This is a genomic window from Burkholderia sp. Se-20378 (genome assembly GCF_017104665.1).
Classification (GTDB): domain Bacteria; phylum Pseudomonadota; class Gammaproteobacteria; order Burkholderiales; family Burkholderiaceae; genus Burkholderia; species Burkholderia lata.
This window is the reverse complement of record NZ_JAAGPG010000009.1, coordinates 17,612-41,209: the sequence shown is the minus strand read 5'-3', so window position 1 is coordinate 41,209 and position 23,598 is coordinate 17,612. Positions and strand designations below refer to the sequence as shown.

General features: G+C 65.8%; 21 protein-coding genes. 6 read left to right on the top strand and 15 right to left on the bottom strand.

Features of this window, described 5'->3' with window-relative positions; all coding sequences use genetic code 11:
* Positions 1–24: 24 nt before the first annotated feature.
* The 12 genes from rsmG to G3N93_RS02740 form a co-directional block, all read right to left on the bottom strand.
* Entirely contained in the window at positions 25–711 is a 687-nt protein-coding gene (gene rsmG, locus G3N93_RS02795) for a 16S rRNA (guanine(527)-N(7))-methyltransferase RsmG (RefSeq protein ID WP_174940234.1), read from the bottom strand.
* A complete protein-coding gene (gene mnmG / locus G3N93_RS02790) occupies positions 708–2,678 on the bottom strand; it encodes a tRNA uridine-5-carboxymethylaminomethyl(34) synthesis enzyme MnmG (protein ID WP_206132246.1) in 1,971 nt (656 codons plus the stop codon). Before mnmG ends, rsmG begins: the two co-directional genes overlap by 4 nt.
* A 602-nt stretch (positions 2,679–3,280) precedes the next feature.
* On the bottom strand, positions 3,281–4,036 hold the full coding sequence (locus G3N93_RS02785) for an ABC transporter ATP-binding protein (protein WP_174940238.1): 756 nt from the start codon (positions 4,034–4,036) through the stop codon (positions 3,281–3,283).
* A complete protein-coding gene (locus tag G3N93_RS02780) occupies positions 4,036–5,820 on the bottom strand; it encodes an ATP-binding cassette domain-containing protein (protein WP_206132245.1) in 1,785 nt (594 codons plus the stop codon). Before G3N93_RS02780 ends, G3N93_RS02785 begins: the two co-directional genes overlap by 1 nt.
* 4 nt (positions 5,821–5,824) lie before the next feature.
* Positions 5,825–6,880, bottom strand: a complete 1,056-nt coding sequence (locus tag G3N93_RS02775) for a branched-chain amino acid ABC transporter permease (RefSeq protein WP_174945247.1) — start codon at positions 6,878–6,880, stop codon at positions 5,825–5,827.
* Between the two features lie 201 nt (positions 6,881–7,081).
* Positions 7,082–8,239, bottom strand: coding sequence for an ABC transporter substrate-binding protein (locus tag G3N93_RS02770; protein ID WP_011350511.1), 1,158 nt, complete (start codon positions 8,237–8,239; stop codon positions 7,082–7,084).
* A 1,126-nt stretch (positions 8,240–9,365) separates the two neighbouring features.
* Positions 9,366–10,340, bottom strand: a complete 975-nt coding sequence (locus G3N93_RS02765; protein WP_174940244.1) for a branched-chain amino acid ABC transporter permease — start codon at positions 10,338–10,340, stop codon at positions 9,366–9,368.
* A complete protein-coding gene (locus tag G3N93_RS02760; protein WP_174940246.1) occupies positions 10,340–11,224 on the bottom strand; it encodes a branched-chain amino acid ABC transporter permease in 885 nt (294 codons plus the stop codon). Before G3N93_RS02760 ends, G3N93_RS02765 begins: the two co-directional genes overlap by 1 nt.
* Before the next feature lie 128 nt (positions 11,225–11,352).
* A complete protein-coding gene (locus G3N93_RS02755; RefSeq protein ID WP_011350507.1) occupies positions 11,353–12,552 on the bottom strand; it encodes an ABC transporter substrate-binding protein in 1,200 nt (399 codons plus the stop codon).
* A gap of 76 nt (positions 12,553–12,628) precedes the next feature.
* Positions 12,629–13,384: an ABC transporter ATP-binding protein gene (locus G3N93_RS02750; protein WP_174945245.1), complete on the bottom strand. Its 756-nt coding sequence runs from the start codon at positions 13,382–13,384 to the stop codon at positions 12,629–12,631.
* Positions 13,381–14,160: an ABC transporter ATP-binding protein gene (locus tag G3N93_RS02745; protein WP_021160426.1), complete on the bottom strand. Its 780-nt coding sequence runs from the start codon at positions 14,158–14,160 to the stop codon at positions 13,381–13,383. The genes G3N93_RS02750 and G3N93_RS02745 overlap by 4 nt, the downstream gene beginning before the upstream one ends.
* Positions 14,161–14,619: 459 nt before the next feature.
* On the bottom strand, positions 14,620–16,305 hold the full coding sequence (locus G3N93_RS02740; RefSeq protein WP_206132244.1) for a GMC family oxidoreductase: 1,686 nt from the start codon (positions 16,303–16,305) through the stop codon (positions 14,620–14,622).
* Between the two features lie 171 nt (positions 16,306–16,476).
* Between G3N93_RS02740 and G3N93_RS02735 the strand changes: the two genes are divergently transcribed.
* Positions 16,477–17,376: a LysR family transcriptional regulator gene (locus G3N93_RS02735; protein WP_206132243.1), complete on the top strand. Its 900-nt coding sequence runs from the start codon at positions 16,477–16,479 to the stop codon at positions 17,374–17,376.
* A 137-nt stretch (positions 17,377–17,513) separates the two neighbouring features.
* Positions 17,514–18,047 (top strand): class IV adenylate cyclase, encoded by a 534-nt coding sequence (locus tag G3N93_RS02730; protein WP_011350501.1) that lies wholly within the window; start codon positions 17,514–17,516, stop codon positions 18,045–18,047.
* A 62-nt stretch (positions 18,048–18,109) separates the two neighbouring features.
* Here the strand turns inward: G3N93_RS02730 and G3N93_RS02725 are convergent, their stop codons facing one another.
* Positions 18,110–18,595 carry an Lrp/AsnC family transcriptional regulator gene (locus G3N93_RS02725; RefSeq protein ID WP_006408082.1) on the bottom strand — a complete coding sequence of 162 codons (486 nt, stop codon included), beginning with the start codon at positions 18,593–18,595 and terminating at the stop codon, positions 18,110–18,112.
* Between the two features lie 139 nt (positions 18,596–18,734).
* On the opposite strand from G3N93_RS02725, the gene phhA reads away from it, so the two are divergent.
* Positions 18,735–19,628: a phenylalanine 4-monooxygenase gene (phhA, locus tag G3N93_RS02720; protein ID WP_217465779.1), complete on the top strand. Its 894-nt coding sequence runs from the start codon at positions 18,735–18,737 to the stop codon at positions 19,626–19,628.
* Positions 19,629–19,775: 147 nt separating this feature from the next.
* Positions 19,776–20,084 (top strand): 4a-hydroxytetrahydrobiopterin dehydratase, encoded by a 309-nt coding sequence (locus G3N93_RS02715; protein ID WP_011350499.1) that lies wholly within the window; start codon positions 19,776–19,778, stop codon positions 20,082–20,084.
* 92 nt (positions 20,085–20,176) lie between these two features.
* Here the strand turns inward: G3N93_RS02715 and G3N93_RS02710 are convergent, their stop codons facing one another.
* Complete coding sequence (locus G3N93_RS02710) at positions 20,177–20,407, bottom strand: DUF3717 domain-containing protein (protein WP_039351485.1); 231 nt, start codon at positions 20,405–20,407, stop codon at positions 20,177–20,179.
* A 122-nt stretch (positions 20,408–20,529) separates the two neighbouring features.
* Here G3N93_RS02710 and G3N93_RS02705 point away from each other — a divergent pair, with 122 nt between their 5' ends.
* Positions 20,530–21,222: a response regulator transcription factor gene (locus G3N93_RS02705; protein WP_006401494.1), complete on the top strand. Its 693-nt coding sequence runs from the start codon at positions 20,530–20,532 to the stop codon at positions 21,220–21,222.
* 118 nt (positions 21,223–21,340) lie between these two features.
* Positions 21,341–22,825, top strand: coding sequence for a sensor histidine kinase (locus tag G3N93_RS02700; protein ID WP_174945234.1), 1,485 nt, complete (start codon positions 21,341–21,343; stop codon positions 22,823–22,825).
* A gap of 135 nt (positions 22,826–22,960) precedes the next feature.
* Here G3N93_RS02700 and G3N93_RS02695 read toward each other — a convergent pair whose 3' ends face one another.
* On the bottom strand, positions 22,961–23,491 hold the full coding sequence (locus G3N93_RS02695) for an SET domain-containing protein (RefSeq protein WP_174940256.1): 531 nt from the start codon (positions 23,489–23,491) through the stop codon (positions 22,961–22,963).
* Between the last annotated feature and the right edge of the window lie 107 nt (positions 23,492–23,598).

Here is a 23,598-nt window from a genome sequence, read left to right as displayed (position 1 = left end):
GGCGCGCTACTGCGCGCCTGCCCTTCAATTCGCCTCGTCGACGGTCACTTCGATCAGATGCCGTTCGGCATCGAGCATCGGTACCGCCAGCCGTATCGTCTGCTTCACGCGGCTGCCTTCCGGCAATCGCGCAATCTCGTCGTCCGGATGGACGCCCTTCATCGCCCAGATCGATCCGCCCGGCGCGACCAGATGTCGAGCAAGTTTAACGAAGTCGGACAGATCCGCGAAAGCGCGGGATACGATCATGTCGAATTTTTCCGGCACTTCGACACCCGGCTGCAGCGATTCGACCCGCCCGGTGACCACCGACAGGTTCGCGAGCTTCAGCTCCGCGCGCATCTGAGTCTGGAATGCAGACTTCTTCTGCACGATATCGTTCAGCGTGATCTGCCAGTCCGGCTCGACGATCGCCAGCACGATACCAGGCAATCCGCCGCCCGAGCCGACGTCGAGCACACGGGCCGATGCACGGCCACGCAGATGCGAGACGATGGAGAGCGAATCGAGGATGTGCTGGATCAGCATCTGCTTCGGGTCGCGGATCGCGGTCAGGTTGTAGACCGCGTTCCACTTGCCGAGCAGCGCGACATAGTCGAGCAGCTGGTTGTGTTGTGCATCCGTCAGTGCGAGGTCGAGCGCCGTCGTGCCTTCGACGAGCATCTGTTCCAGTACGTCCCGATTAACCGCCGGCGCGCGACGCGCCGTCATTGTTGCGTCGGGACGGCGCCGTCCCCCTGCTCCGTTGCCGCTTCGGCAGTGCCACTACGGCGGCCCAGGCCGCGGCGCTTCAGGTGCACCATCAGCAGCGAGATCGCGGCCGGCGTGACACCCGAGATACGCGATGCCTGCCCGATCGTTTCCGGTCGGAACTCGTTGAGCTTCTGGCTCACCTCGAACGACAGGCCGCGGACTTCGCGATAATCGATACCGTCCGGCAGGCGCGTGTTCTCGTTCGCATCGTTGCGTTCGATCTCGGAGGCCTGACGCTCGATATAGCCCTGGTACTTGATGCCGATCTCGACCTGCTCCTTGATCTGCTCGAGCAGCACCGGATCGTCGGCCAGCGGCTCTGCGGGACCGCATTCGCCACCCTTCAGGCCACACACGCCGTCGTAGCTGATACCCGGGCGGCGCAGCAGCTCGGCGAGGCTGTATTCGTGATCGATCGCCTTACCGAGGAGCGCGGTCGCTTCTTCCTGCGGCAACGTCTTCGGCGTGACCCACGTCGACTTCAGGCGTTCGGTTTCACGTGAAACAGCGTCGCGCTTCCGGCTGAATGCGTCCCAGCGCGCGTCGTCGACGAGCCCCAGCTCGCGGCCGACCTCGGTCAGGCGCATGTCGGCATTGTCTTCACGCAGGCTGAGGCGATACTCGGCGCGGCTCGTGAACATCCGGTACGGCTCGGCCACGCCACGCGTTACGAGATCGTCGACCAGCACGCCAAGGTACGCCTGGTCACGGCGCGGGCACCATGCGTCCTTCTCCTGCACGTAGCGGCCCGCATTAAGGCCGGCCAGCAGCCCCTGCGCGGCCGCCTCTTCATAGCCGGTCGTCCCGTTGATCTGGCCCGCAAAGAACAACCCGTTGATCGCCTTCGTCTCAAGCGACGCCTTCAGCGCGCGCGGGTCGAAGTAGTCGTACTCGATCGCGTAGCCGGGGCGCAGGATATGCGCGTTCTCGAGGCCGAGCATCGAGTGCACGAGCTCGAGCTGGACGTCAAACGGCAGGCTCGTCGAGATCCCGTTCGGGTAGAACTCGTTGGTCGTCAGCCCTTCCGGCTCGAGGAAGATTTGGTGCGATTCCTTCGATGCGAACCGGTGGATCTTGTCCTCGATCGACGGGCAATAGCGCGGCCCGACGCCTTCGATCACGCCTGTATACATAGGCGAACGGTCGAGGCCGCCACGAATGATGTCGTGCGTGCGCTCGTTCGTGTGCGTGACCCAGCACGGCAGCTGCTGCGGATGCTGCTCCGCGCGCCCCAGGAACGAGAAAACGGGAACCGGATCGAGGTCGCCCGGCTGCTCGGTCAGCTTCGAGAAATCGATCGAACGGCCATCGATACGCGGCGGCGTACCGGTCTTCAGACGGCCCTGCGGCAGCTTCAGCTCCTTCAGGCGCGACGACAGCGACACGGCCGCCGGATCGCCCGCGCGACCGCCCGTGTAGTTGTTCAGGCCGACGTGGATCTTACCGTCGAGGAACGTACCGGCGGTCAGCACGACCGCGCGGGCGCGGAAGCGGATGCCGATCTGCGTGACGGCGCCCACCACGCGGTCGCCTTCGACCATCAGGTCGTCGACGGCCTGCTGGAACAGCCAGAGGTTCGGCTGGTTCTCGAGCCGGTGACGGATCGCGGCCTTGTACAGGATGCGATCGGCCTGCGCACGCGTCGCGCGCACAGCCGGGCCCTTCGACGAATTGAGGATCCGGAACTGAATGCCGCTCTCGTCCGTCGCGGCAGCCATTGCGCCGCCCAGCGCATCGACTTCCTTGACCAGATGGCCCTTGCCAATGCCGCCGATCGACGGATTGCAGCTCATCTGCCCAAGTGTTTCGATGTTGTGGGTCAGCAGCAGTGTCTTTGCGCCCATGCGGGCGGACGCCAGCGCGGCTTCGGTGCCGGCATGACCGCCACCGACGACGATGACGTCAAATTCTGTGGGAAAAAGCATGGTGGATTCCGTCCGCAGGACTGCGCACGAACCTATCTGAGAAATGTATGGGCCGAATTATAGCGGGTTCGCTTTTCACCCGAATGCCGTCCGAATGGTAGGGTCTGTGCAATTCGACGATTTTTCGGCGATGGCCAGATGAATCTGTGGTCCAGAGCCCATTTCCGCAAAGCTTCCAGCCAGCCTGCCGCACATCGTTGCACCTGTGCAGAGATCCATTTGTCGGGAAATTTCACGTGGAACATACAACCCGTTCGAGGCCTGTGCCCCACCCAACGTCCCGGACGAAACACTCTGTGCGACCACACCCACCATCTTCCTCACAGAATTTCCGTCGGTTCGCTCGATACTTATCCCCTGTGACGCGGCACATCGTCGGCCTGTGGAACAAGCGGCAACCTCCCACGAGCGATATACCGAATCGTCATCTGTGCCGTGGACACCTCAGCCACTGCTAACACACAGCGCTTTTGATTGTTCCTCCGGCACTTATCCCCTGGTTGTTAACGGTGGATGTATCGGCATCACATCTCACCCCAAAAACAAAAACGGCGTGTTTCACGTGAAACACGCCGCCCGTTTCCCGCCAACCGCACCTACGATCAAGCCGTTTTCTTCGCCAACCCGAGGTACGTTTCGATCACGCGCGGATTCTGCGCAAGTTCCGCCGCCGGCCCTTCCAGCGCAAACTCCCCCGTCTCCAGCACGTAACCGTAGTCGGAAATCTGCAGCGCCGCCCGCGCATTCTGCTCGATCAGCAGCGTCGCCACACCCGTACCGCGCAACGCGCTGATGATATGAAAGATCTCTTTCACGATCAGCGGCGCCAGCCCGAGGCTCGGCTCGTCGAGCATCAGCAGGTCGGGCTTGCCCATCAGCGCGCGGCCAACCGCGAGCATCTGCCGCTCGCCGCCGGACAGCGTGCCCGCTGCCTGCTTGCGCCGCTCCTTCAGCCGCGGAAACAGCGCGAACACGTGATCGAGCTGGTCGAGGAAGTTCGCTTCACCGGCCTGCTTGCGCCGATACGCACCGAGCACGAGGTTGTCTTCGACCGTCATCGTGCTGAACAGCTCACGCTTTTCCGGTACGAGGCACATCCCGCGCGCGACGCGCTGCTCCACCGGCAACGCACCGACATCGTGACCGCGATACACGACCGCGCCCGAAGCATGCCCGGTCACCGGCAGCGCGCCCATGATCGCGTTCAACAGCGTCGATTTGCCAGCCCCGTTCGGGCCGATCACGCTGACGATCTGCCCCGCACCAACCTTGATCGCCGCGCCATGCAGCGCCTCGACCTTCCCGTACCGGACCGCCAGCCCGCTCACTTCGAGAATCGGCATCGTCGTGTCCGTCATCACTCCACCCCGCCCAGATACGCTTCGAGCACCGCCGGATTCTGCTGCACATCCTGCGGCAGCCCTTCCGCGATCCGCGTGCCGAATTCCATCACCACCAGCCGGTCGGTGAGGTTCATCACGAAATCCATGTCGTGTTCCACGAGCAACACGCTCATGCCTTCCGCCTTCAGCCGCCGCAGCAGGTCGGCGAGTTGCTGCTTCTCCTGATAACGCAGCCCGGCGGCCGGCTCGTCGAGCAGCAACAGCGTCGGGTCGCAGCACAGCGCCCGAGCGATTTCGAGAATCCGCTGCTGGCCCAGCGCGAGACTGCCCGCTTCGTCGTACATGTGCTTTTCGAGCCCGACGCGGCGGATCTGCTGTGCGGCTTCGGCCAGCAACTGCGCTTCCTCGTGGGCATTGAGCCGCGCGACGCTGCGCCACACACCGGTACGGCCGCGAAGGTGCGCACCGATCGCGACGTTCTCGAGCACCGTCATCGCCGGCAACAGCTTCACGTGCTGGAACGTCCGGCCGATGCCGCGGCGAACGATCTGGCGCGATGTCAGCCCGTCGATGCGCTCGCCACGGAACGTGATCGTGCCGCCCGTCGGCTTCAGCACGCCCGTCACGAGGTTGAACGTGGTCGACTTGCCGGCGCCGTTCGGGCCGATCAGCCCGATGATCTGCCCCGCTTTCACATCGAAGCTGACGTCATTGACGGCCACGAGCCCGCCGAACTGCTTGCGCGCGTTGTCGACGACGAGCAGCGGCTCGCCGGCCGTCGGCTTCGCACGTTGCGGCAACGGATCGGCATGCTCGGGCACGTGCGCACGCGGCCCGCGGGGGAACAGCCTGGCGACGAACGGCCACACGCCCTGGCGTGCGTACTGCAGCAGCAGCACCATCAGCACGCCGAACACGATGATCTCGAAGTTGCCTTCCGAGCCGAGCAGCTTCGGCAGCAGCGTCTGCAGGTAGTCCTGCAGCACGGTCAGGATCGCCGCACCGAGCACCGCGCCCCACACGTGCGACACGCCGCCCACCACGGCCATGAACAGGAACTCGATTCCGTGGTTCAGCCCGAACGGCGTCGGGTTCACCGCACGCTGCAGGTGTGCGTACAGGAAGCCCGATACCGCCGCGAGCACGGCCGCATAGACGAAGATCACGACGCGCATCCACGCGGTGTTCACGCCCATCGCCTCGGCCATCACGCCACCGCCGCGCAGCGCGCGAATCGCGCGGCCCGGGCGGCTGTTCAGCAGGTTCTGCACCGACACGATCGCGGCCAGCACGACGGCCCAGATCAGGAAGTACAGGCTGCGCCCGCTTTCTAGCTCGATGCCGAACAGGTTCAGCACCGGAATCCCGTTGATCCCGTCGTACTTGCCGAGCAGTTCGAGGTTGCCGAACAGGTAGAACAGCGCGAGGCCCCACGCGATCGTACCGAGCGGCAGGAAGTGGCCGGACAGCCGCATCGTGACCGCGCCGAGCACGAGCGCGACGAGCGCCGTCAGCACGACGCCGACGATCAGCGCGAGCCACGGCGACACGCCGTAGCGCGTCGTCAGGAGCGCGGTCGCATAGGCGCCGATGCCGACGAACGCGGCCTGCCCGAAGCTCGTCATCCCGCCGACCCCCGTGAGCAGCACGAGGCCGATCGCGACGATCGCGTAGAGGCCGATGTAGTTCAGCAGCGTGATCCAGTATTCAGGCACCTGCAGCGCGCCGGGCAGCACCGGCAGCGCGAACAGCACCACGAGAAACACCCAGAAGGTCTTGTTGCGTACCATCGTCTTCATCGTGTCACTCCTCTTCCTCTTCCGCGTGCGGCGTGGCGAAGCTCCGCCACAGCAGCACCGGAATGATCAGCGTGAACACGATCACCTCCTTGTAGGCGCTCGCCCAGAACGACGAATACGATTCAAGCACGCCGACGAGCAGCGAGCCGGCGGCCGCGAGCGGATAGCTGACAAGCCCGCCGATGATCGCGCCGACGAAGCCCTTCAGGCCGATCAGGAAGCCCGAGTCGTAGTAGATCGTCGTCAACGGGCCGACGAGGATCCCGCACAACACGCCGAGCCCCGCCGCGAACGTGAACGCGAGCCGCCCTGCCTCGGTCGTGCCGATACCGACGAGCCGCGCGCCGAGACGGTTCACCGACGTCGCGCGCAGCGCCTTGCCTGCGATCGTGCGGCCGAAGTACACATAGAGCGCGCCGATCAGCACGAGCGCCGTCACGACGACCAGGATGCTCTGCACCGACACGGTCATGCTGCCGATCGACAGCGACGCATCCGAGAAGCCGTTGGTGCGCGAACCTTCCGCGCCGAACATCACGAGCCCGAGGCCGACCATCGCGAAGTGGACGGCGACCGACACGATCAGCAGCAGCAACGTCGTGCCTTCGGCGATCGGCTGGTACACGAGCCGGTAGACGAACGGCCCCATCGGCACGACGATCGCGAGCGTCAGTGCGATCTGCGCCAGCATCGGCAGCGGCTGCACGGCGAAGCTGCGCGTGATCGCGAACACCGCGAGCGGCAGCAGGATGTAGCGGCTGCCGAGTGTCGCGAGCGTGCGGCCGAGCTGATGGCGCCGTTCGCGATGGCGGATCAGGCCGCCGACTTCGAGCAGGAAGCACGCGATGCCCATCACGAACAACAGCCAGCAGGTGGCGGGAAATTTCTGCGCCTGCAATGCGGCAAGCGTCAGCGCACCGTAGGCGACGAATTCGCCCTGGGGAATGAAGATCACCCGCGTGACGGAAAATACCAGCACGAGCGCCAGCGACAGCAATGCATATATGGCGCCGGTCGTGATGCCGTCTTGCGCGAGGATCGCTGCAATCGAGAGATCCATACGTTTCGTGTATCGAGAATGCTGCGGAGAAACGAAAGACGGGACGGCCGGGGCGCGGACGGCAGGGTCGACGCGTCGGGCGCCATGCAGGCGGCCCCGGCGGTTCCAGGCGGCACGGTCGCGGGCCCGTCAGGCCCGGCGCCCTGCCGAGACGGCATGCACGGCGCCATTCGCACCGCGCACGCCGGTTTCACGTGATGCTTACTCGGCCTGCAGCTTCCACTTGCCGTCGACGATCTGCACCATCACGCGCGCACGCGTGTCGAAGCCGTTGTGATCGGTCGGCGTCATGTTGATCACGCCGTGCGACACGGGCAGGTCCTTCACGTTCTCGATCGACGCGCGCAGCGCCTCGCGGAACGCCTCGGTGCCCGGCTGGCCCTTCTTCAGCGCTTCCGGAATCGCACGCTGCAGCAGCAGCCCGGCATCCCACGCATGGCCGCCGAACGTCGCGAGCGAGCCCGCGCCGTACGCCTTCTCGTACGCGGCCTTGTAGCCAAGCGCCGGCTTCTTCACCGGATTCGAATCGGGCAGCTGGTCGGTCACGAGCACCGGGCCGGCGGGCAGGATCTCGCCTTCGCAATCCTTGCCGCACACGCGCAGGAAGTCGTTGTTCGCGACGCCGTGCGTCTGGTACACCTTGCCCTTGTAGCCGCGCTCCTTCAGCGTCTTCGCCGGCAGCGCCGCCGGCGTGCCCGAGCCGGCGATCAGCACCGCATCCGGGTTCGAGCCCATCAGCTTCAGCACCTGCCCCATCACCGATGCGTCGGTGCGGTTGTAGCGCTCGTTCGACACGACCTTCAGGCCGTTCTTCGCGGCCGCCGCGTCGAACGTTTTGTACCAGCTGTCGCCGTACGCATCGGCGAAGCCGATGAAGCCGACCGTCTTCACGCCGTGCTTCGCCATGTAGCCGGCGATCGCGTCGGCCATCAGCTGGTCGTTCTGCGGCACCTTGAACATCCACGCGCGCTTCGCGTCCATCGGCGAGATGATCTGGGCGCTCGCCGCGAGCGAGATCGTCGGCGTCTTGCCCTGCGACACGGGGTCGAGCATCGCGAGCGAGTTCGGCGTGACGGACGAGCCGATGATCGCGTCGACGTGATCTTCATCGATCAGCTTGCGCACGTTCTGCACCGCGCGGCTCGTGTCGGATGCGTCGTCGAGCACGATGTACTGCACGCTCTTGCCGGCGATTTCCTTCGGCAGCAGCGCGATCGTGTTCTTTTCCGGAATCCCGAGCGACGCGGCCGGCCCGGTGGCCGACAGCGTCACGCCGATCTTCACCTGCGCCGACGCCGTTGCCGCCGCACACACGAGGCCCGCGGCGAGCACGGCCTCCATCCATCGATTCATCTTCATTTACGTTGTCTCCAAACGCTGCTCGAAAAAGCCACGGGTCGCTCGGGCGGCTCCCGGTCCCCAAAACAAGTTAATAATTTAACTATCTCGCCTTGCCACGCCTACGCTCGTTTTCCCGTGAAACACCTCACCTTCAACCACGCACGGACAGCGCCGCGCGCGGACGCACCAGCCGGCGGTCGAAACGGTCGTTCGATCGTCACGATGCGCAGCAGCGGTGTCGTCTGGATGAAGAAAGCGGAGAAATGCGGAATCGTGCGGGAAATCGATGTATGCGCAACGATCAAGGAAAGGCACGTCGATCCGGCCTGATGCGGCCAGGCCCGCAAGAAGCGTATGATCGGGAGGCCGGCCGCTCATGCGAGTGCGGATGCGAATATCGATACGGATGCGCACGCAACGACCGGCGATGGCGCCGGAACGCGCCTACAGGCCGCAGAACGGCTCGGAAAGGCCGCCGCGACGGCAGCCCAACCCCACGACGAACGAACGGCACTAGCCGCCCTTCCTGCCCCGATCCATCGTCCTGCGCTGCTCATCCAACCGTACTCCCTCTTCTGCATTCTGCTTGTAGGAGAACTGCCGACCGATTTTCCCGACCGCACGGTCGGCGAAAGCTGAGTGTAACGGACGCGTTTTGTGCACGCCAACCGGGTTAGCCCGAACGGCCAGCGCACGGCTGCGCATCGTCTGCGAACGAATCGCGAGAAAGCGGAAAGTGGAAAACGGGGGGACGCGGCGAAGCGCGGAAGAAACGCGGTGCGAACGCAAGCGCGGAATACGGCAATCGCGCAGGCCGATGCACCATCGGTGGAAATCCGTGCACGCAAATGAAAAAGCGCTGTTGGATTCCGTCCAACAGCGCTTTGGGGTCCGGGCACTTTGTGCCTCGATTGTCTCCTCGTTCTCCACCTGCAAATTCGTTTCGCGGTGCATCAGAACTAGGACGAAGATTAAAGGACCTTTCACACTGCGACAACTTAGCATTTACCCCTATGGTGCATCGCCGCACGAAAATGGGGCACCAGCCTGCCGCGTGGCGCCGGCCCGAGCCCGCTGCGACGCCCTTCCGGAGCATGCCGGATGGTGCTTCGCATCAACGCCCGGTGACGCGCGCCGCACGCATTCAGGACGCCCTGAGCGGCTTGATCCGCGCGACCATTTCGCCGACGATGCCGCGCCGGAACGCGAGCACGCATGCGATGAAGATCAGCCCCGTGACGATCGTCGCCGATTCGCCGAGCGAATGGAACCACGCGACACCCGTCGTCGATGCGAGCCATTCGCCGATGTCGCCGAGCCGGTCTTCCAGCGCGACGATCAGCGCCGCGCCCAGCAGCGGCCCGAACAGCGTGCCCATCCCGCCGACAAGCGTCATCAGCACGACGAGCCCCGACATCGTCCAGTACGCGTCCGACAGCGTCTCGAAGCCGAGCACGAGCACCTTCAGCGAACCGGCCAGCCCCGCGATGCCCGCCGACAGGATGAACGCGAGCAGCTTGAAGCGGTCGGTGTCGTAGCCGAGCGAGATCGCGCGCGCTTCGTTCTCCTTGATCGCGACGAGCACCTGGCCGAACGGCGAATGCACGACCCGCACGATGAACGCGCATGCAGCTACGACCACCGCCAGCACGACGTAGTACAGCGCGACGTCGTTCGACAGGTCGAGCAGCCCGAACAGGTGGCCGCGCGGCACGCCCTGCAGCCCGTCCTCGCCGTGCGTGAACGGCGCCTGCAGGTAGATGAAGTAGACCATCTGCGCGAACGCGAGCGTGATCATCGCGAAGTAGATGCCCTGCCGCCGGATCGCGAACAGCCCGACGACGAGCCCGAGCAGCGTCGCGGCAACGGTACCGACCAGCACGCCGAGTTCCGGCGTGAAACCGAGCGTCTGTATCGAATAGCCGGTCGCATAGCCGGCGGTCGCGAGGAACATCGCATGGCCGAACGACAGCAGCCCCGTATAGCCGATCAGCAGGTTGAACGCGGCCGCGAACAGCGCGAACGTGAGCACCTTCATCACGAACACCGGGTACGCGCCGATGAACGGCGCGGCGAGCAGTGCGGCGAGCAGCGCGCCGTAGAGCACTTTTCTCTGCATCATTTTTCCTTGCCGAAGAGGCCCGCCGGGCGGAACAGCAGCACGATCGCCATGATCACGAACACGACGGTGGCCGACGCTTCGGGGTAGAACACGCGCGTGAAACCCTCGATCACGCCGAGCAGCAGGCCCGTGACGATCGAGCCGAGGATCGAGCCCATCCCGCCGATCACGACCACCGCGAACACGGTGATGATCATCGGCTGCCCCATCAGCGGCGACACCTGGATCACCGGCGCGGCCAGCACGCCCGCGAACGCCGCGAGCGCGACGCCGAAGCCGTAGGTGAGCGTGATCATCATCGGCACGTTCACGCCGAATGCCTCGACGAGCTTCGGATTCTCGGTGCCCGCGCGCAGGTAGGCGCCCAGGCGCGTCTTCTCGATCACGAACCACGTCGCGAGACACACCGCGAGCGATGCCACGACGACCCACGCGCGGTAGTTCGGCAGGAACATGAAGCCGAGGTTGGTGGCGCCGGACAGCTGCGACGGCACGTCGTACGGCTGGCCGGACGAACCGTAGATCGACCGGAACACGCCTTCGACGACCAGCGTGAGCCCGAACGTGAGCAGCAGCCCGTACAGGTGATCGAGCTTGTACAGCCAGCGCAGCATCGAGCGCTCGATCAGGATCCCGAACGCGCCGACCACCAGCGGCGCGATCACGAGCATCGCCCAGTACGGCAACCCGAAATACGACATGCCCATCCACGCGAGCATCGCACCCAGCATGAACAGCGCGCCGTGCGCGAAGTTGATCACGTTGAGCAGCCCGAAGATCACCGCGAGCCCGAGGCTCAGGATCGCGTAGAACGAGCCGTTGACGAGCCCGAGCAGCAACTGGCTCAGCATCGCCGGCAACGGAATGCCAAAGATTTCCATCGACTTAGCCGTCAGAATGAGTTTCGTTGCGCTCGCAACCTTCTAGCGTCGCGTACGCAGGCGGCGCAGCGGGCACATCGCTGCTGCCGCCACCGAGCGGCGCGCCCGTGCGCGCCGCTACGCCCTGCTTACTTCCACAACGCGCAGCGCGATTCCTGCTTGGTCCCGAATGCCTGTTCGCCCGGAATCGTCGCGAGCACCTTGTAGTAATCCCACGGCTCCTTCGACTCCGACGGCTTCTTCACTTCCATCAGGTACATGTCGTGGATCATGCTGCCATCCGTGCGGATGTAGCCCTTCGCGTAGAAGTCGTTGATCTTGATCTTCTTCAGCTCGGCCATGACCTTGTCGGAATCGGTCGTGCCGGCGGCCTGGACGGCCTTCAGGTAGGTCGTCACCGACGAGTAGTCGGCCGCCTGCAGGCTCGACGGCATCTTCTTCATCTTGCCGAAGTAGCGCTGCGCCCACTGGCGCGACGCCGCGTCACGGTTCCAGTACCAGCTGTCGGTCAGTACGAGGCCCTGCGTCGTCTCGAGGCCGAGGCTGTGCACGTCGTCGATGAACATCAGCAGCGCCGCGAGCTTCATCGTCTTCGTGATGCCGAATTCCTTCGCGGCCTTGATCGAGTTGATCGTGTCGCCGCCCGCGTTCGCGAGGCCGAGGATCTGCGCCTTCGACGCCTGCGCCTGCAGCAGGAACGACGAGAAATCCGACGCGGACAGCGGGTGACGCACCGTACCGAGCACCTGGCCGCCGTTCGCCTTCACGACATCCGACGTGTTCTTCTCGAGCGCCTTGCCGAATGCGTAATCGGCGGTCAGGAAGAACCACGTCTTGCCACCCTGCTTCACCACCGCCGAACCGGTGCCCTTCGCGAGCGCCATCGTGTCGTATGCGTAGTGGACCGTGTACGGCGTGCACTGCTCGTTCGTCAGCGTGTCGGCGCCCGCGCCGATGTTGATGTAGACCTTCTTCTTCTCGGCCGCGACCTGGTTCATCGACAGCGCAGTGGCGGAGTTCGTGCCGCCGACCAGCAGGTCGAGCCCGCCGCGATCCATCCATTCACGCGCCTTCGACGCGGCGATGTCGGCCTTGTTCTGGTGATCGGCATAGACGACCTCGATCGGCTTGCCGAGCACCTTGCCGCCGAAATCGGCGACCGCCATGCGGATCGCTTCGAGACCGCCCTGCCCGTCGATATCCGCGTAAAGCCCCGACATGTCGGTGATGAAGCCGATCTTCACGGTATCCGCGGCCTGCGCGGCGCCGGCGGTGAACGCGGCAGTCGCGAGCGCAAGACAGGCGTGTGCGAGGGTCTTCATTTTCATTGACGTCTCCTGTTGTTCTGATGCGTTGTGGTTGTTCGAAGCCGCCACGGCTAGCGGCGAAAGAGACGGGGCGGCGTCACACCCCGAGCAGGTCGTGCAGGGTCGGCATCTTGCTTTCCAGTTCGGCCGCCTGGAAATGTTCGACGATGCTGCCGTGCTCCATCACGTAGAAGCGGTCGGCGAGCGGTGCCGCGAAGCGGAAATTCTGTTCGACCATCACGATCGTGTAGCCGCGTGCCTTCAGCGCGACGATCATCCGCGCCAGCGCCTGCACGATCACCGGCGCGAGGCCTTCGGAAATCTCGTCGAGCAGCAGCAGGTTCGCGCCGGTGCGCAGGATCCGCGCGACCGCGAGCATCTGCTGCTCGCCGCCTGAGAGCCGCGTACCCTGGCTCTGCCGGCGCGACGCGAGGTTCGGGAACATCGCGTAGATCTCGTCGATCGACATCGCGTGGTCGCGCGAACCGATCGGCGGCGGCAGCATCAGGTTCTCCTCGCACGACAGGCTCGAGAAGATCCCGCGCTCCTCCGGGCAGTAGCCGATGCCGAAATGCGCGATGCGGTGCGTCGCGAGGCCGATCGTCTCGTTGCCCGCGACCTTGATCGACCCGCTGCGGCGGCCCGTGAGGCCCATGATCGCGCGCAGCGTCGTCGTGCGGCCCGCGCCGTTGCGGCCGAGCAGCGTGACGACCTCACCCCGATGCACCGTCAGGTCGACACCGTGCAATATGTGGGATTCCCCGTACCAGGCCTCCAGGCCCGTGATCTCCAGCGCGGGCGTACCGCTTTCGACGCCGCTCAATTCGCGTTCCTCCCGTTCGCTGTGCTTCATGCGTGCGCCCCCGCGAGCGCCGCGTCGGCGCTGCCCATATAGGCCTCGATGACGAGCGGATTCTTCGACACTTCCGCATACGAGCCTTCGGCCAGCACCTCGCCGCGTTGCAGGACGGTGATCGTGTCGGAGATGCCCGCGATCACGTTCATGTTGTGCTCGACCATCAGGATCGTGCGGCCGCTCGCAACCTTCTTGATCAGTGCGGTCACGCGGTCGACGTCCTCGTGGCCCATCCCCTGCGTGGGCTCGTCGAGCAGCATCAGTTCGGGTTCCATCGCGAGCGTGGTCGCGATCTCCAGCGCGCGCTTGCGGCCGTATGCGAGTTCGACGGTCGGCACCTGCGCGAAATCGGTGAGGCCGACCTGCGTGAGCAGGTCCATCGCGCGGTCGTCGAGCCGCTTCAGCGTGCGTTCGCTGCGCCAGAAATGGAATTCGGTGCCGAGCGCGCGCTGCAGGCCGATGCGCACGTTCTGCAGCGCGGTCAGGTGCGGAAAGACAGCCGAGATCTGGAACGAGCGGATGATGCCGCGGCGGGCAACCTGCGCGGGCCGCTCGTCGGTGATGTCGATGCCGTTGAAGACGATCTGGCCGGCCGTCGGCGTCAGGAATTTGGTGAGGAGGTTGAAGCAGGTGGTCTTGCCCGCGCCGTTCGGTCCGATCAGCGCATGGATCGCACCGCGACGCACACGCAGGTTCACGCCGTTGACGGCCGTGAAACCCCTGAATTCCTTGGTCAGTCCGCGTGTTTCCAGAATCGTGTCGCCGAGAATCATGTTCCCTTCCGTACGAAGTCAGGCGAAGCACCGGGAAGATTCGCGAGAAGCGTCCGCGAAACAGGTCAGCGGATGAGCGGGCTGCCCCGGGCGCCGTGTTACGCCTCGAGGGTGGTCTCCCGCGCCGACGCGTATGCACACTGCGCCACATTGTCTCGCCGTTGGTGCAGTGCAATCATCGGGATTTGCACTTATAGGGCTGGCCGCCATGTCACGCGCGGCTGTGCACGGTTTATCACACCGTTTTTTTGACACGTGCATCATCGTGCGTTGACCATCCGCACGGCCCGGCACGCACGCAACAAAAAAGCCGTGCGACTGCACGGCTTGCATGGATCTTGCCGGACGAACCGGCGTATTCGGCACCATCGGCATTGGCTCCGCAACGGCAGCTTGTTTCGCATAGCGAATCAGCGGGCGTCATCATGACCACCCGCTGTCGTGCGTGTCAGCGTTCCGTCACGCGGCCGTCACCGCCGGCTCCGTGCGCACCGGCGTCGCTTCGCGCGCCGCGCGGCGATCGGCACGAATCATGTCGCTCGCACGCTCGGCGATCATCAGCGTCGGCGAATTGGTGTTGCCCGATGTAATGAACGGCATCACCGATGCATCGACGATCCGCAGCCCGGCGATGCCGCGCACGCGCAGCCGGCTGTCGACCACCGCGCGCTCATCGTCGGCACGCCCCATCCGGCAGGTGCCGACCGGATGGAAGATCGTCGTGCCGACCGCGCCGGCCGCCTCGATCAGCTCGGCTTCGCTCCGGTACTGCAGGCCCGGCAGGATTTCCTCGGGACGATAGCGCGCAAGCGCCGGCGCGGACGCGATCCGGCGCGTGAGCCGCAGCGCGTTCGCGGCGACGTGGCGATCGTGGTCGGTCGACAGATAGTTCGGCGCGATCGCGGGTGCCGCGCCCGGATCGGCGCTCGCAATATGTACGCTGCCGCGCGACGTCGGCCGCAAATGGCACACGGACGCCGTAAATGCGTTGAAGCTGTGCAGCGGCTCCCCGAAGCGTTCGAGCGACAGCGGCTGCACGTGGTATTCGAGATCGGGGCGCGTGAGTGCGGGATCGTCCGGATCGGATTTGGCGAACGCGCCGAGCTGCGACGGCGCCATCGACATCGGCCCGCGCTGCAGCAACGCGTATTCGGCGCCGATCATCAGCTTGCCCCACCAGTGCGCAGACAGCGTGTTGAGCGTGCGTACGCCTTCGACGCGAAACGCCATCCGCAATTGCAGGTGATCCTGCAGGTTTTCGCCGACGCCCGGCAGATCCTGCACGACGTCGATGCCGAGCGCCTGCAACCGCCGGCCATCGCCGATGCCCGACAGTTCGAGCAGCTGCGGCGAATTCACCGCGCCGGACGTCAGCAGCACCTCCGAGCGCGCCCGTGCAACGTAATCGGTGCCGCCGCCGTGATATTCGACGCCGACCGCGCGCCGCCCGTCGAAGATCACGCGCTGCGCCTGCGCGCCGGTGATCACGGTCAGGTTCGGGCGCGCCATCGCGGGCCGCAGGAACGCCTTCGACGTATTCCAGCGCACGCCGCGCTTCTGGTTCACCTCGAAATAGCCGACCCCGGAATTGTCGCCGCGGTTGAAATCGTCGGTTGCCGGGATGCCAGTCTGCTGCGCGGCCTGCGCGAACGATTCGAGGATCTCCCAGCGCAGCCGCTGCTTCTCGACGCGCCAGTAGCCGCCCACGCCGTGCGCGTCGCTCGCGCCCGCATGGTGATCCTCGCTGCGCTTGAAGATCGGCAGCACGCTGTCCCACGACCAGCCGGCGTCGCCGGTTTCCTGCGCCCAGCTGTCGTAATCCTCGCGCTGGCCGCGCATGTAGATCATCCCGTTGATCGACGAGCAGCCGCCGAGCACGCGGCCACGCGGATACGACAGCGCACGGCCGTTGAGCGCGGCTTCGGGCTGCGTCTTGTACAGCCAGTCGGTGCGCGGGTTGCCGATGCAATACAGATAGCCGACCGGGATATGGATCCAGTGATAGTCGTCCTTGCCGCCCGCTTCGAGCAGCAGCACACGGATGTCGGGATCGTCGGTCAGGCGGTTCGCGAGCACGCAGCCCGCGGTGCCCGCGCCGACGATCACGTAATCGAATTCGCCTTCTAGCGTGCGTTGAGTAGTCACGGTTTGTCTCCTGTCACGCGGCGCAACGCCGCGCGTCATTTCCAGCATAGTGCGTCGCGAGCCACGCTTGCGGCCCCGCGCGCCACGACCGATGAAGCGTACTCCGGCCGCCGGCCGCCGATCCAATGAGTTATGCTGAACTGCGTTATAAGCTGCGCTCATATCACGACGATGGATCTCACCCTGCTCCGTGCGTTCGCGACGGTCGCGCGCGAAGGCAACCTGACGCGCGCCGCCGTACACCTGCACCTGACGCAGCCGGCGGTCAGCCTGCAGATCAAGCATCTGCAGGAAACGCTCGGCGTCACGCTGTTTACGCGCACGTCGCGCGGCCTCGCGCTCACGCGCGACGGCCAGACGCTACTGCCGCATGCGGAACGCGCACTCGCCGCGGCCGCCGACGTGCAGCGCGCCGCTGCTGCACTGCGACACGAGGTGCGCGGCCGGCTGCGGATCGGCACGATCCTCGATCCGGGTTTCCTGCGGCTCGGCGGCTTCCTGCGCGCGCTCGTCGAAACCCATCCGCAGATCGAGACGGCGCTGCGGCACGGAATGTCGGGCTGGGTGATCGAACAGGTGCGCACGCAGGCGCTCGATGTCGGCTACTACATCGGCCGGCCGGGCGAGGACGATCCGCTCGACGGCGCGCTGTTCCACACCGTCACGCTCACGCATTTTCGGTACCGCGTCCTTGCGCCGGCTGGCTGGAAGGAGCGCGTGCAGCGCGCCCACGACTGGCGCTCGCTTGCCACGCTGCCGTGGATCTGGACGCCGCCGGCGTCCGCGCACCACCGGCTGCTGTCGCGGCGCTTCGCCGATGCCGGCGCGCAGCCGCTCAAGGTTGCCGAGGTCGACCAGGAGCAGTCGATGCTCGACCTCGTCAAATCGGGGATCGGGTTGACGCTCGCGCGCGACTCGACCGCGCTGGCCGAAGCGCACGCGCATGCGCTGACGATCGTCGAGCCCGTGACGGTGCCGACCGAACTGACGTTCGTGACCCTCGCCGAGCGGTGCGACGAACCGGCGATCGCGGCGGCGCTGCGGCTGATCGAGGCGCAATGGGCGATATGAGCCGTGCTGATGACGAAGCGGCCGAGCCCGCGCGCGTCATCTCGCCACGCCCCCCACCCGTCGTCACGCCACCGTCTCCGCGTTTTTGCTAGATTGTGCGTTCGCACACCGCGAGACCCCGATTGAAGGAGACCCGCATGGCCCGCAACATCGAGATCAAAGCCCGCGCCCGCGAATTCGACCAGCTGCGCGAACAGGCGGCCAGGCTCGCGACCGAGGCGCCGCTGTTCTATCGCCAGCAGGATTTCTTCTACGACGTGCCGCGCGGCCGGCTGAAGCTGCGCCGCTTCGAGGACGGTACGCCGGCCGAACTGATCTTCTACCAGCGCGACGACCGCGACGGCCCGAAGGCGTCGTACTACACGCGCAGCCCGGTGACGAACCCCGATGCGATGCACGCGCTGCTCGCCACCGCGCTGACCACGCGCGGGATCGTGACGAAGGAACGGCACGTGTACCTCGCGGGCCGCACGCGCATCCACCTCGACCGCGTCGACGGCCTCGGCGATTTCATCGAACTGGAAGTCGTGCTCGGCCCCGATGACGACGAAGCCGGCGGTGAGGCCGAAGCGCACGACGTGTTCGCGAAGCTCGGCGTGTCGCAGGACGATCTCGTCGCGGTCGCGTACGTCGACCTGCTGAACGCCGACACGCAGCACGAAACGGCCTGATCCGGCCCTGCCCTGCGGCGGCGCACCCGCGCCGCCTTCAACCCCGCCGCTCTGTCGCCGCGTCAGGCGGCGCCGGGCGCCAGGTGCGCGAGCGGCAGCGCGCCGTTGCGCTTGAAGGTCGTCAGCACGATGTTCGAGCGCACGCTGTCGACGCCCGGCACGCGCATCAGCTTCTTCATCACGAATTGCGACAGCGCGTTCAGGTCGGGCGCGACGATCCGCAGCAGATAGTCGGCATCGCCCACCACCGCATGGCATTCGAGCACCTCGGGCAGCACGTCGATCTGCTGCTGGAACTGCTCGATGATCGAATCGCCGTGGTGCTTGAGCTTGAGGCTCGTGAACGCGGTGACGCCGAGCCCGAGCTTTTCGGGGCGCAGCATCACGCGGTAGCCTTCGATCACGCCGGCCGCCTCGAGCCGCTGCAGCCGCCGGCCGATCTGCGACGGCGACAGCGGCACCTCCTCGCCGAGCTGCTGATGCGTCGCGCGGCCGAAGCGCTGCAGCACGTCCAGCAGCGCGAGATCGAAGTGATCGAGTTCCAGCATGAGTATTCTCCGCATTGATTCGTGATTTGATGCGCGATTATCGCATCATCAAGCGAATCAACGCCAATATTGCGCCCTTTACGCGCGCAGCCCGCTCTACACTTGCATGGTTCCCAACCGCTACGTGCAGAGCCAGATCATGTCCACCGTCGTCACCGCGAAACTGCAGGAGCAGTTCGATGCGGGCCTCGAAACCCGCGCCGATTTCACCATCGACCAGCCGCTCGCGCGTTACGGCCAGGTCGACCACGCGGTGTGGAAGCAGCTCTATGCACGCCAGTCGGCGCTGTTGCGCGGGCGCGCATGCGACGCGTTCGTCGCGGGGCTCGGGAAGATCGACCTGCCGGCCGATCGCGTACCGTCGTTCGCCGACGTGAACCGCCAGTTGAAGCCGGCAACGGGCTGGGAAATCGTCGCCGTGCCGGGCCTCGTGCCCGACCGCGTGTTCTTCGAGCATCTCGCGAACCGGCGCTTCCCCGTCACCTGGTGGATGCGCCGCCCCGACCAGCTCGACTACCTGCAGGAACCCGACTGCTTCCACGACCTGTTCGGCCACGTGCCGCTGCTGATCAATCCGGTGTTCGCCGACTACATGCAGGCGTACGGCCGCACCGCGCTCGCGGTCGCCGACGACGAAGCGGCGCTGGCGCGCCTCGCGCGGCTCTACTGGTATACGGTGGAATTCGGGCTGATCCGCGACCCGCGCGGCACGAACGGGCTGTCGATCTATGGCGCCGGGATCGTGTCGAGCAAGGGCGAAAGCCTGTACAGCCTCGAAAGCGCGGCGCCGAACCGGCTCGGCTTCGACCTCGAGCGCGTGATGCGCACGAAGTACCGGATCGACACGTTCCAGAAGACCTACTTCGTGATCGACGATTTCGCGCAGCTGTTCGCGCTCGCCGACGTCGACGGCCGTGCGCTGGCCGACCGGCTGGCGGCGCTGCCCGAGTTCGCGGCCGGCGCGGTGCTCGATACCGATCGCGTGCTGCATCGCGGCACGGGCGAAGGCTGGCCCGACGACGCCGACGCATGACGTTCGAGGGCGCCGGAACGCCCCTCTGCCGGCCTCCCGATCGCCTCCCCCGGATGGCCGTCCCACAACTATGAAACAATGACCGGTGCCGGCTTCGCCGCGCGGCGCAGCCGCGCGCGGGCGCCGTTACCGACCGAGAGGTGCAAGATGATCCACAAGCTCACATCAGAAGAACGCAAGACCCGGCTCGAAGGCCTGCCGCTCTGGACGGCCGTACCGGGCCGCGATGCGATCCAGCGCAGCCTGCGCTTCGCCGATTTCAACGAAGCGTTCGGCTTCATGACGCGCGTCGCGATCAAGGCGCAGGAAATGAACCACCATCCGGAATGGTTCAACGTGTACAACCGCGTCGACATCACGCTGTCGACCCACGATGCCGACGGCCTGACCGAACGCGACATCGAACTGGCGCTGTTCATCGACCGTGCCGGCGCGCACGCGCAACCGGCCGCCTGAGGCCTTCCTCTACCGCCGCGCGTCTTTCGATGCGCGGCGCGTCAACTTTTCATTTCGATGAACGTTTTCTAGGATGTAGTGAGCGAAAGCCTTCAGCTTTCCAAGCCATCCTTAAGGCGCACGTAAGTCTCGTACGCATTCCGCGCCTTGGGGTCCAAACCTTCCAGTTGCAGCGCGCTTTCGCGCTGTACAATCAGCAGCGCATACGGCTTGGAAAGCGCGCTGGCCTCTTCGCAGAGTTTGAGTTCGTCGCCGCTCGACGGCGAGCGGGCGCGCCAGAAATTGATCGCGGCTTCTAGGTCGTTGATCGAAATATCGGACATGTTTGGATTTAATCGTTCGCTGGCCGCCATGCTTGATGTCAGGTGTTGCGGCGCCCCTGTGGAAACGGCGTCGTGCTGTCCGCGTGCCTGAACCGCCAACCCATTGTACTTGAGCGAACTTCATGCGACTCCTTCTGATTGAAGACGACCGCCCCATCGCACGCGGTATCCAGAGCAGCCTCGAGCAGGCTGGCTTCACCGTCGACATGGTGCATGACGGCATCTTTGCCGAACAGGCGCTGGCACAGAACCGCCACGAACTCGTGATCCTCGACCTCGGCCTGCCGGGCATCGACGGGATGACGCTGCTCACGCGCTTCCGCCAGACCAACCGCCACACGCCCGTCATCGTGCTGACCGCACGCGACGAGCTGAACGACCGGATCCAGGGCCTGAACTCGGGCGCCGACGACTACATGCTCAAGCCGTTCGAGCCGGCCGAGCTCGAAGCGCGCATCCGCGCGGTGATGCGCCGCAGCGGCCCGCACAGCGACATGCCGCGCCCGGAAGTGTCGCTCGGCGGCGTCCGCCTGTCGGGCGTCGACCGCCGCATCTTCAACGACGACAAGCCGCTCGAACTGTCGCCGCGTGAATTCGCGGTGCTCGAGATGCTGCTGCTGCGTCACGGCCGCGTCGTCAGCAAGGCCCAGTTGCAGGATCACCTGACGCACTTCGGCGGCGATCTCGGCGACACCGCGATCGAAGTCTACGTGCACCGCGTGCGCAAGAAACTCGAGCAGTGCCGTGTCGAAATCGTCACGGTGCGCGGCTTCGGCTACCTGCTGCAGGAAATCCGCCAGACCGCGAGCGTCTGAGCGGCACCGCACGCCGGGCGGCCACGTGCCGCCCGCGTGTGCACGCTGCTCCGCGTCGCCGCCCGGCGCAAGACCGCGCCGCTCCCTGTGAGCGGCGCTTATCCATTTGCCCGTCGAAATGTCTCCTGATCCGGCTGTGACCACCAGCCTGCGCCGCTCGCTGCTTCGGCGCCTCGCCGCCCCGCTGTCGATGCTCGCGCTGATGAGCGGCCTGATCGCCTACTGGCTCGCGTGGCAATACACGCAGCACGTGATCGACCGCTCGCTCGCCGATCTCGCGACCGCCATCTCCAAACAGATCCAGATCGCCGGCCCCGACGCGCCGTTCACGGTGCCGCCGCTCGCGCAGGCGATGTTCTCCGATCCCGCCGAAGCGCTGATCTACCGGATCAGCGACGGCGAGCAGGAACTCGCCGGCGATCCGAAGCTGCCGCTGCAGGGCATCAACGTGCGCCGCATGCATCACGCGTACGTGTTCGAGGCCGAATACGACAATCGCGCGGTACGGGTTGCGCAGGTGCGCGTCGACGACGTCGACGGCGGCAAGCCGATGGTCGTCGAGGTTGCGCAGCCGGTGCGGCACCGCTACCGGATCGCGGCCGAATTCCTCGTCGCGATCATGATGCCGCTACTGCTGCTGCTGCTCGCGGGCTGGGGCATCGTGTGGCGCGTCGTGAACCAGCAGCTCGGCCCGCTCACGCACCTGGCCGATTCGTTGAACCGGCAGACCCACACGTCGCTGGAACCGGTCGACGAAACCGAGGTGCCGCTGGAAATCCGGCCGCTGACGAGCGCGATGAACGCGCTGCTCGGCCGCCTGAAGACCGCGCTCGACGCGCAGCGCAAGTTCATCGCCGATGCCGCTCACCAGTTGCGTACGCCGCTCACGGCCGTGAAGCTGCACGCCGAGCAGGCGGCCGTTGCGCGCGACCCGCACCAGACCTTCGCCGCGGTGCGCGAACTGCGTGCGGCCGCCGACCGCGCGGTGCGGCTGTCCAACCAGTTGCTGTCGCTCGCCCGCGCGGAACCGGGCGAACAGGCCGCGCGGTTCGTCGACGTCGACCTCGCGGCGATGGCGTTCGAGACGGGTGCCGAATGGGTGCCGCGCGCCCTTGCGTCGCACGTCGACCTCGGCTTCCAGCGCACCGACGATCCGGGTGACGACGAGAAACTGGTCGTGCGCGGCAACCCCGTGCTGTTGCGCGAGGTGATCGCGAACCTGCTCGACAATGCACTGAAGTACGTGCCGCTCGCGCGGCCCGACGGCGCGCGGATCACGGTGAACGTCGCGCGCGGCGCACTCGAGGATGGACAGCCGGCCGCCGAGATCGTCGTCGAGGACAACGGCCCCGGCGTGCCCGCCAACCAGCAGGCCGACCTGTTCAAGCGCTTCTTCCGCGGCGACGCGCAAAGCGGCAACGGTGTCGAGACGGGCGCCGGGCTCGGCCTCGCGATCGTGCACGACATCATCGCGATGCACGGCGGCACCGTCTCGTACGAGGATGCCTCGGAAGGCGGCTCGCGCTTCGTGGTGAGGGTGCCGCTGGTCGCGCGCACCGAGAAGCCGGCCAGCGAAACACCGGCCGCCGCGTCGACGCACTGATGGACTGAGAGACTCGCGACGGGCGGCCGCTGATCGGGCCGCGCGCCGGATGAGGAAGGCGGACAGCACGGCTGCACGATGCGGCAGCCGTCTGCTGAAACGGCAGCGGCAGCGCACGATGCGCCGCCGCCTGCGTCACTTCTTGCTTTTCTTGTCCTTCGACCGCGACTCGGACTTGCCGTCCTTCTTGTCCTTCTTCTTTTTCTTCTTCCCGCCGTCATCGGTCGTCGCGAGCAGCGTGCCGCGGCACGACGCCGCGCCGCAATGGCACGCGTATTCGCGCTTGAGCGTCTTCGTCAGCTTCGCATCGATCACGAGGCCGTAGTCGTAGAACAGCTCCTCTTCCGGCCCGATGTCGCGCAGCGCGTGGATGTACACGCGGCCTTTGACTTCCTCGGCTTCGCAGTTCGGCGCGCACGAGTGGTTAATCCAGCGCGCGCTGTTGCCGTCGATCTTGCCGTCGATCACCCCGCCCTCGTCCAGTGCGAAGTAGAACGTATGGTTCGGTTCGCTCGGGTCGTGCGGATGGCGGCGCAGCGCTTCCTTCCACGAAATTCGTTCGCCCTTGTATTCCACTACGCGCTCGCCGGCCTTGATCGGCGCCACGGCGAACACGCCCTTGCCGTGTACTCCCGAGCGGCGCACCGCGATCCTGCGTGAACTCATCGAACGAATCCTTGTGAAGACGACTTGAATGGAAGACGGCCGCGATCGCGGCCTGGCGTCGCGCAAAACGAAAACGCGGCACCGGTTGGTGCCGCGTCGGGGCATGC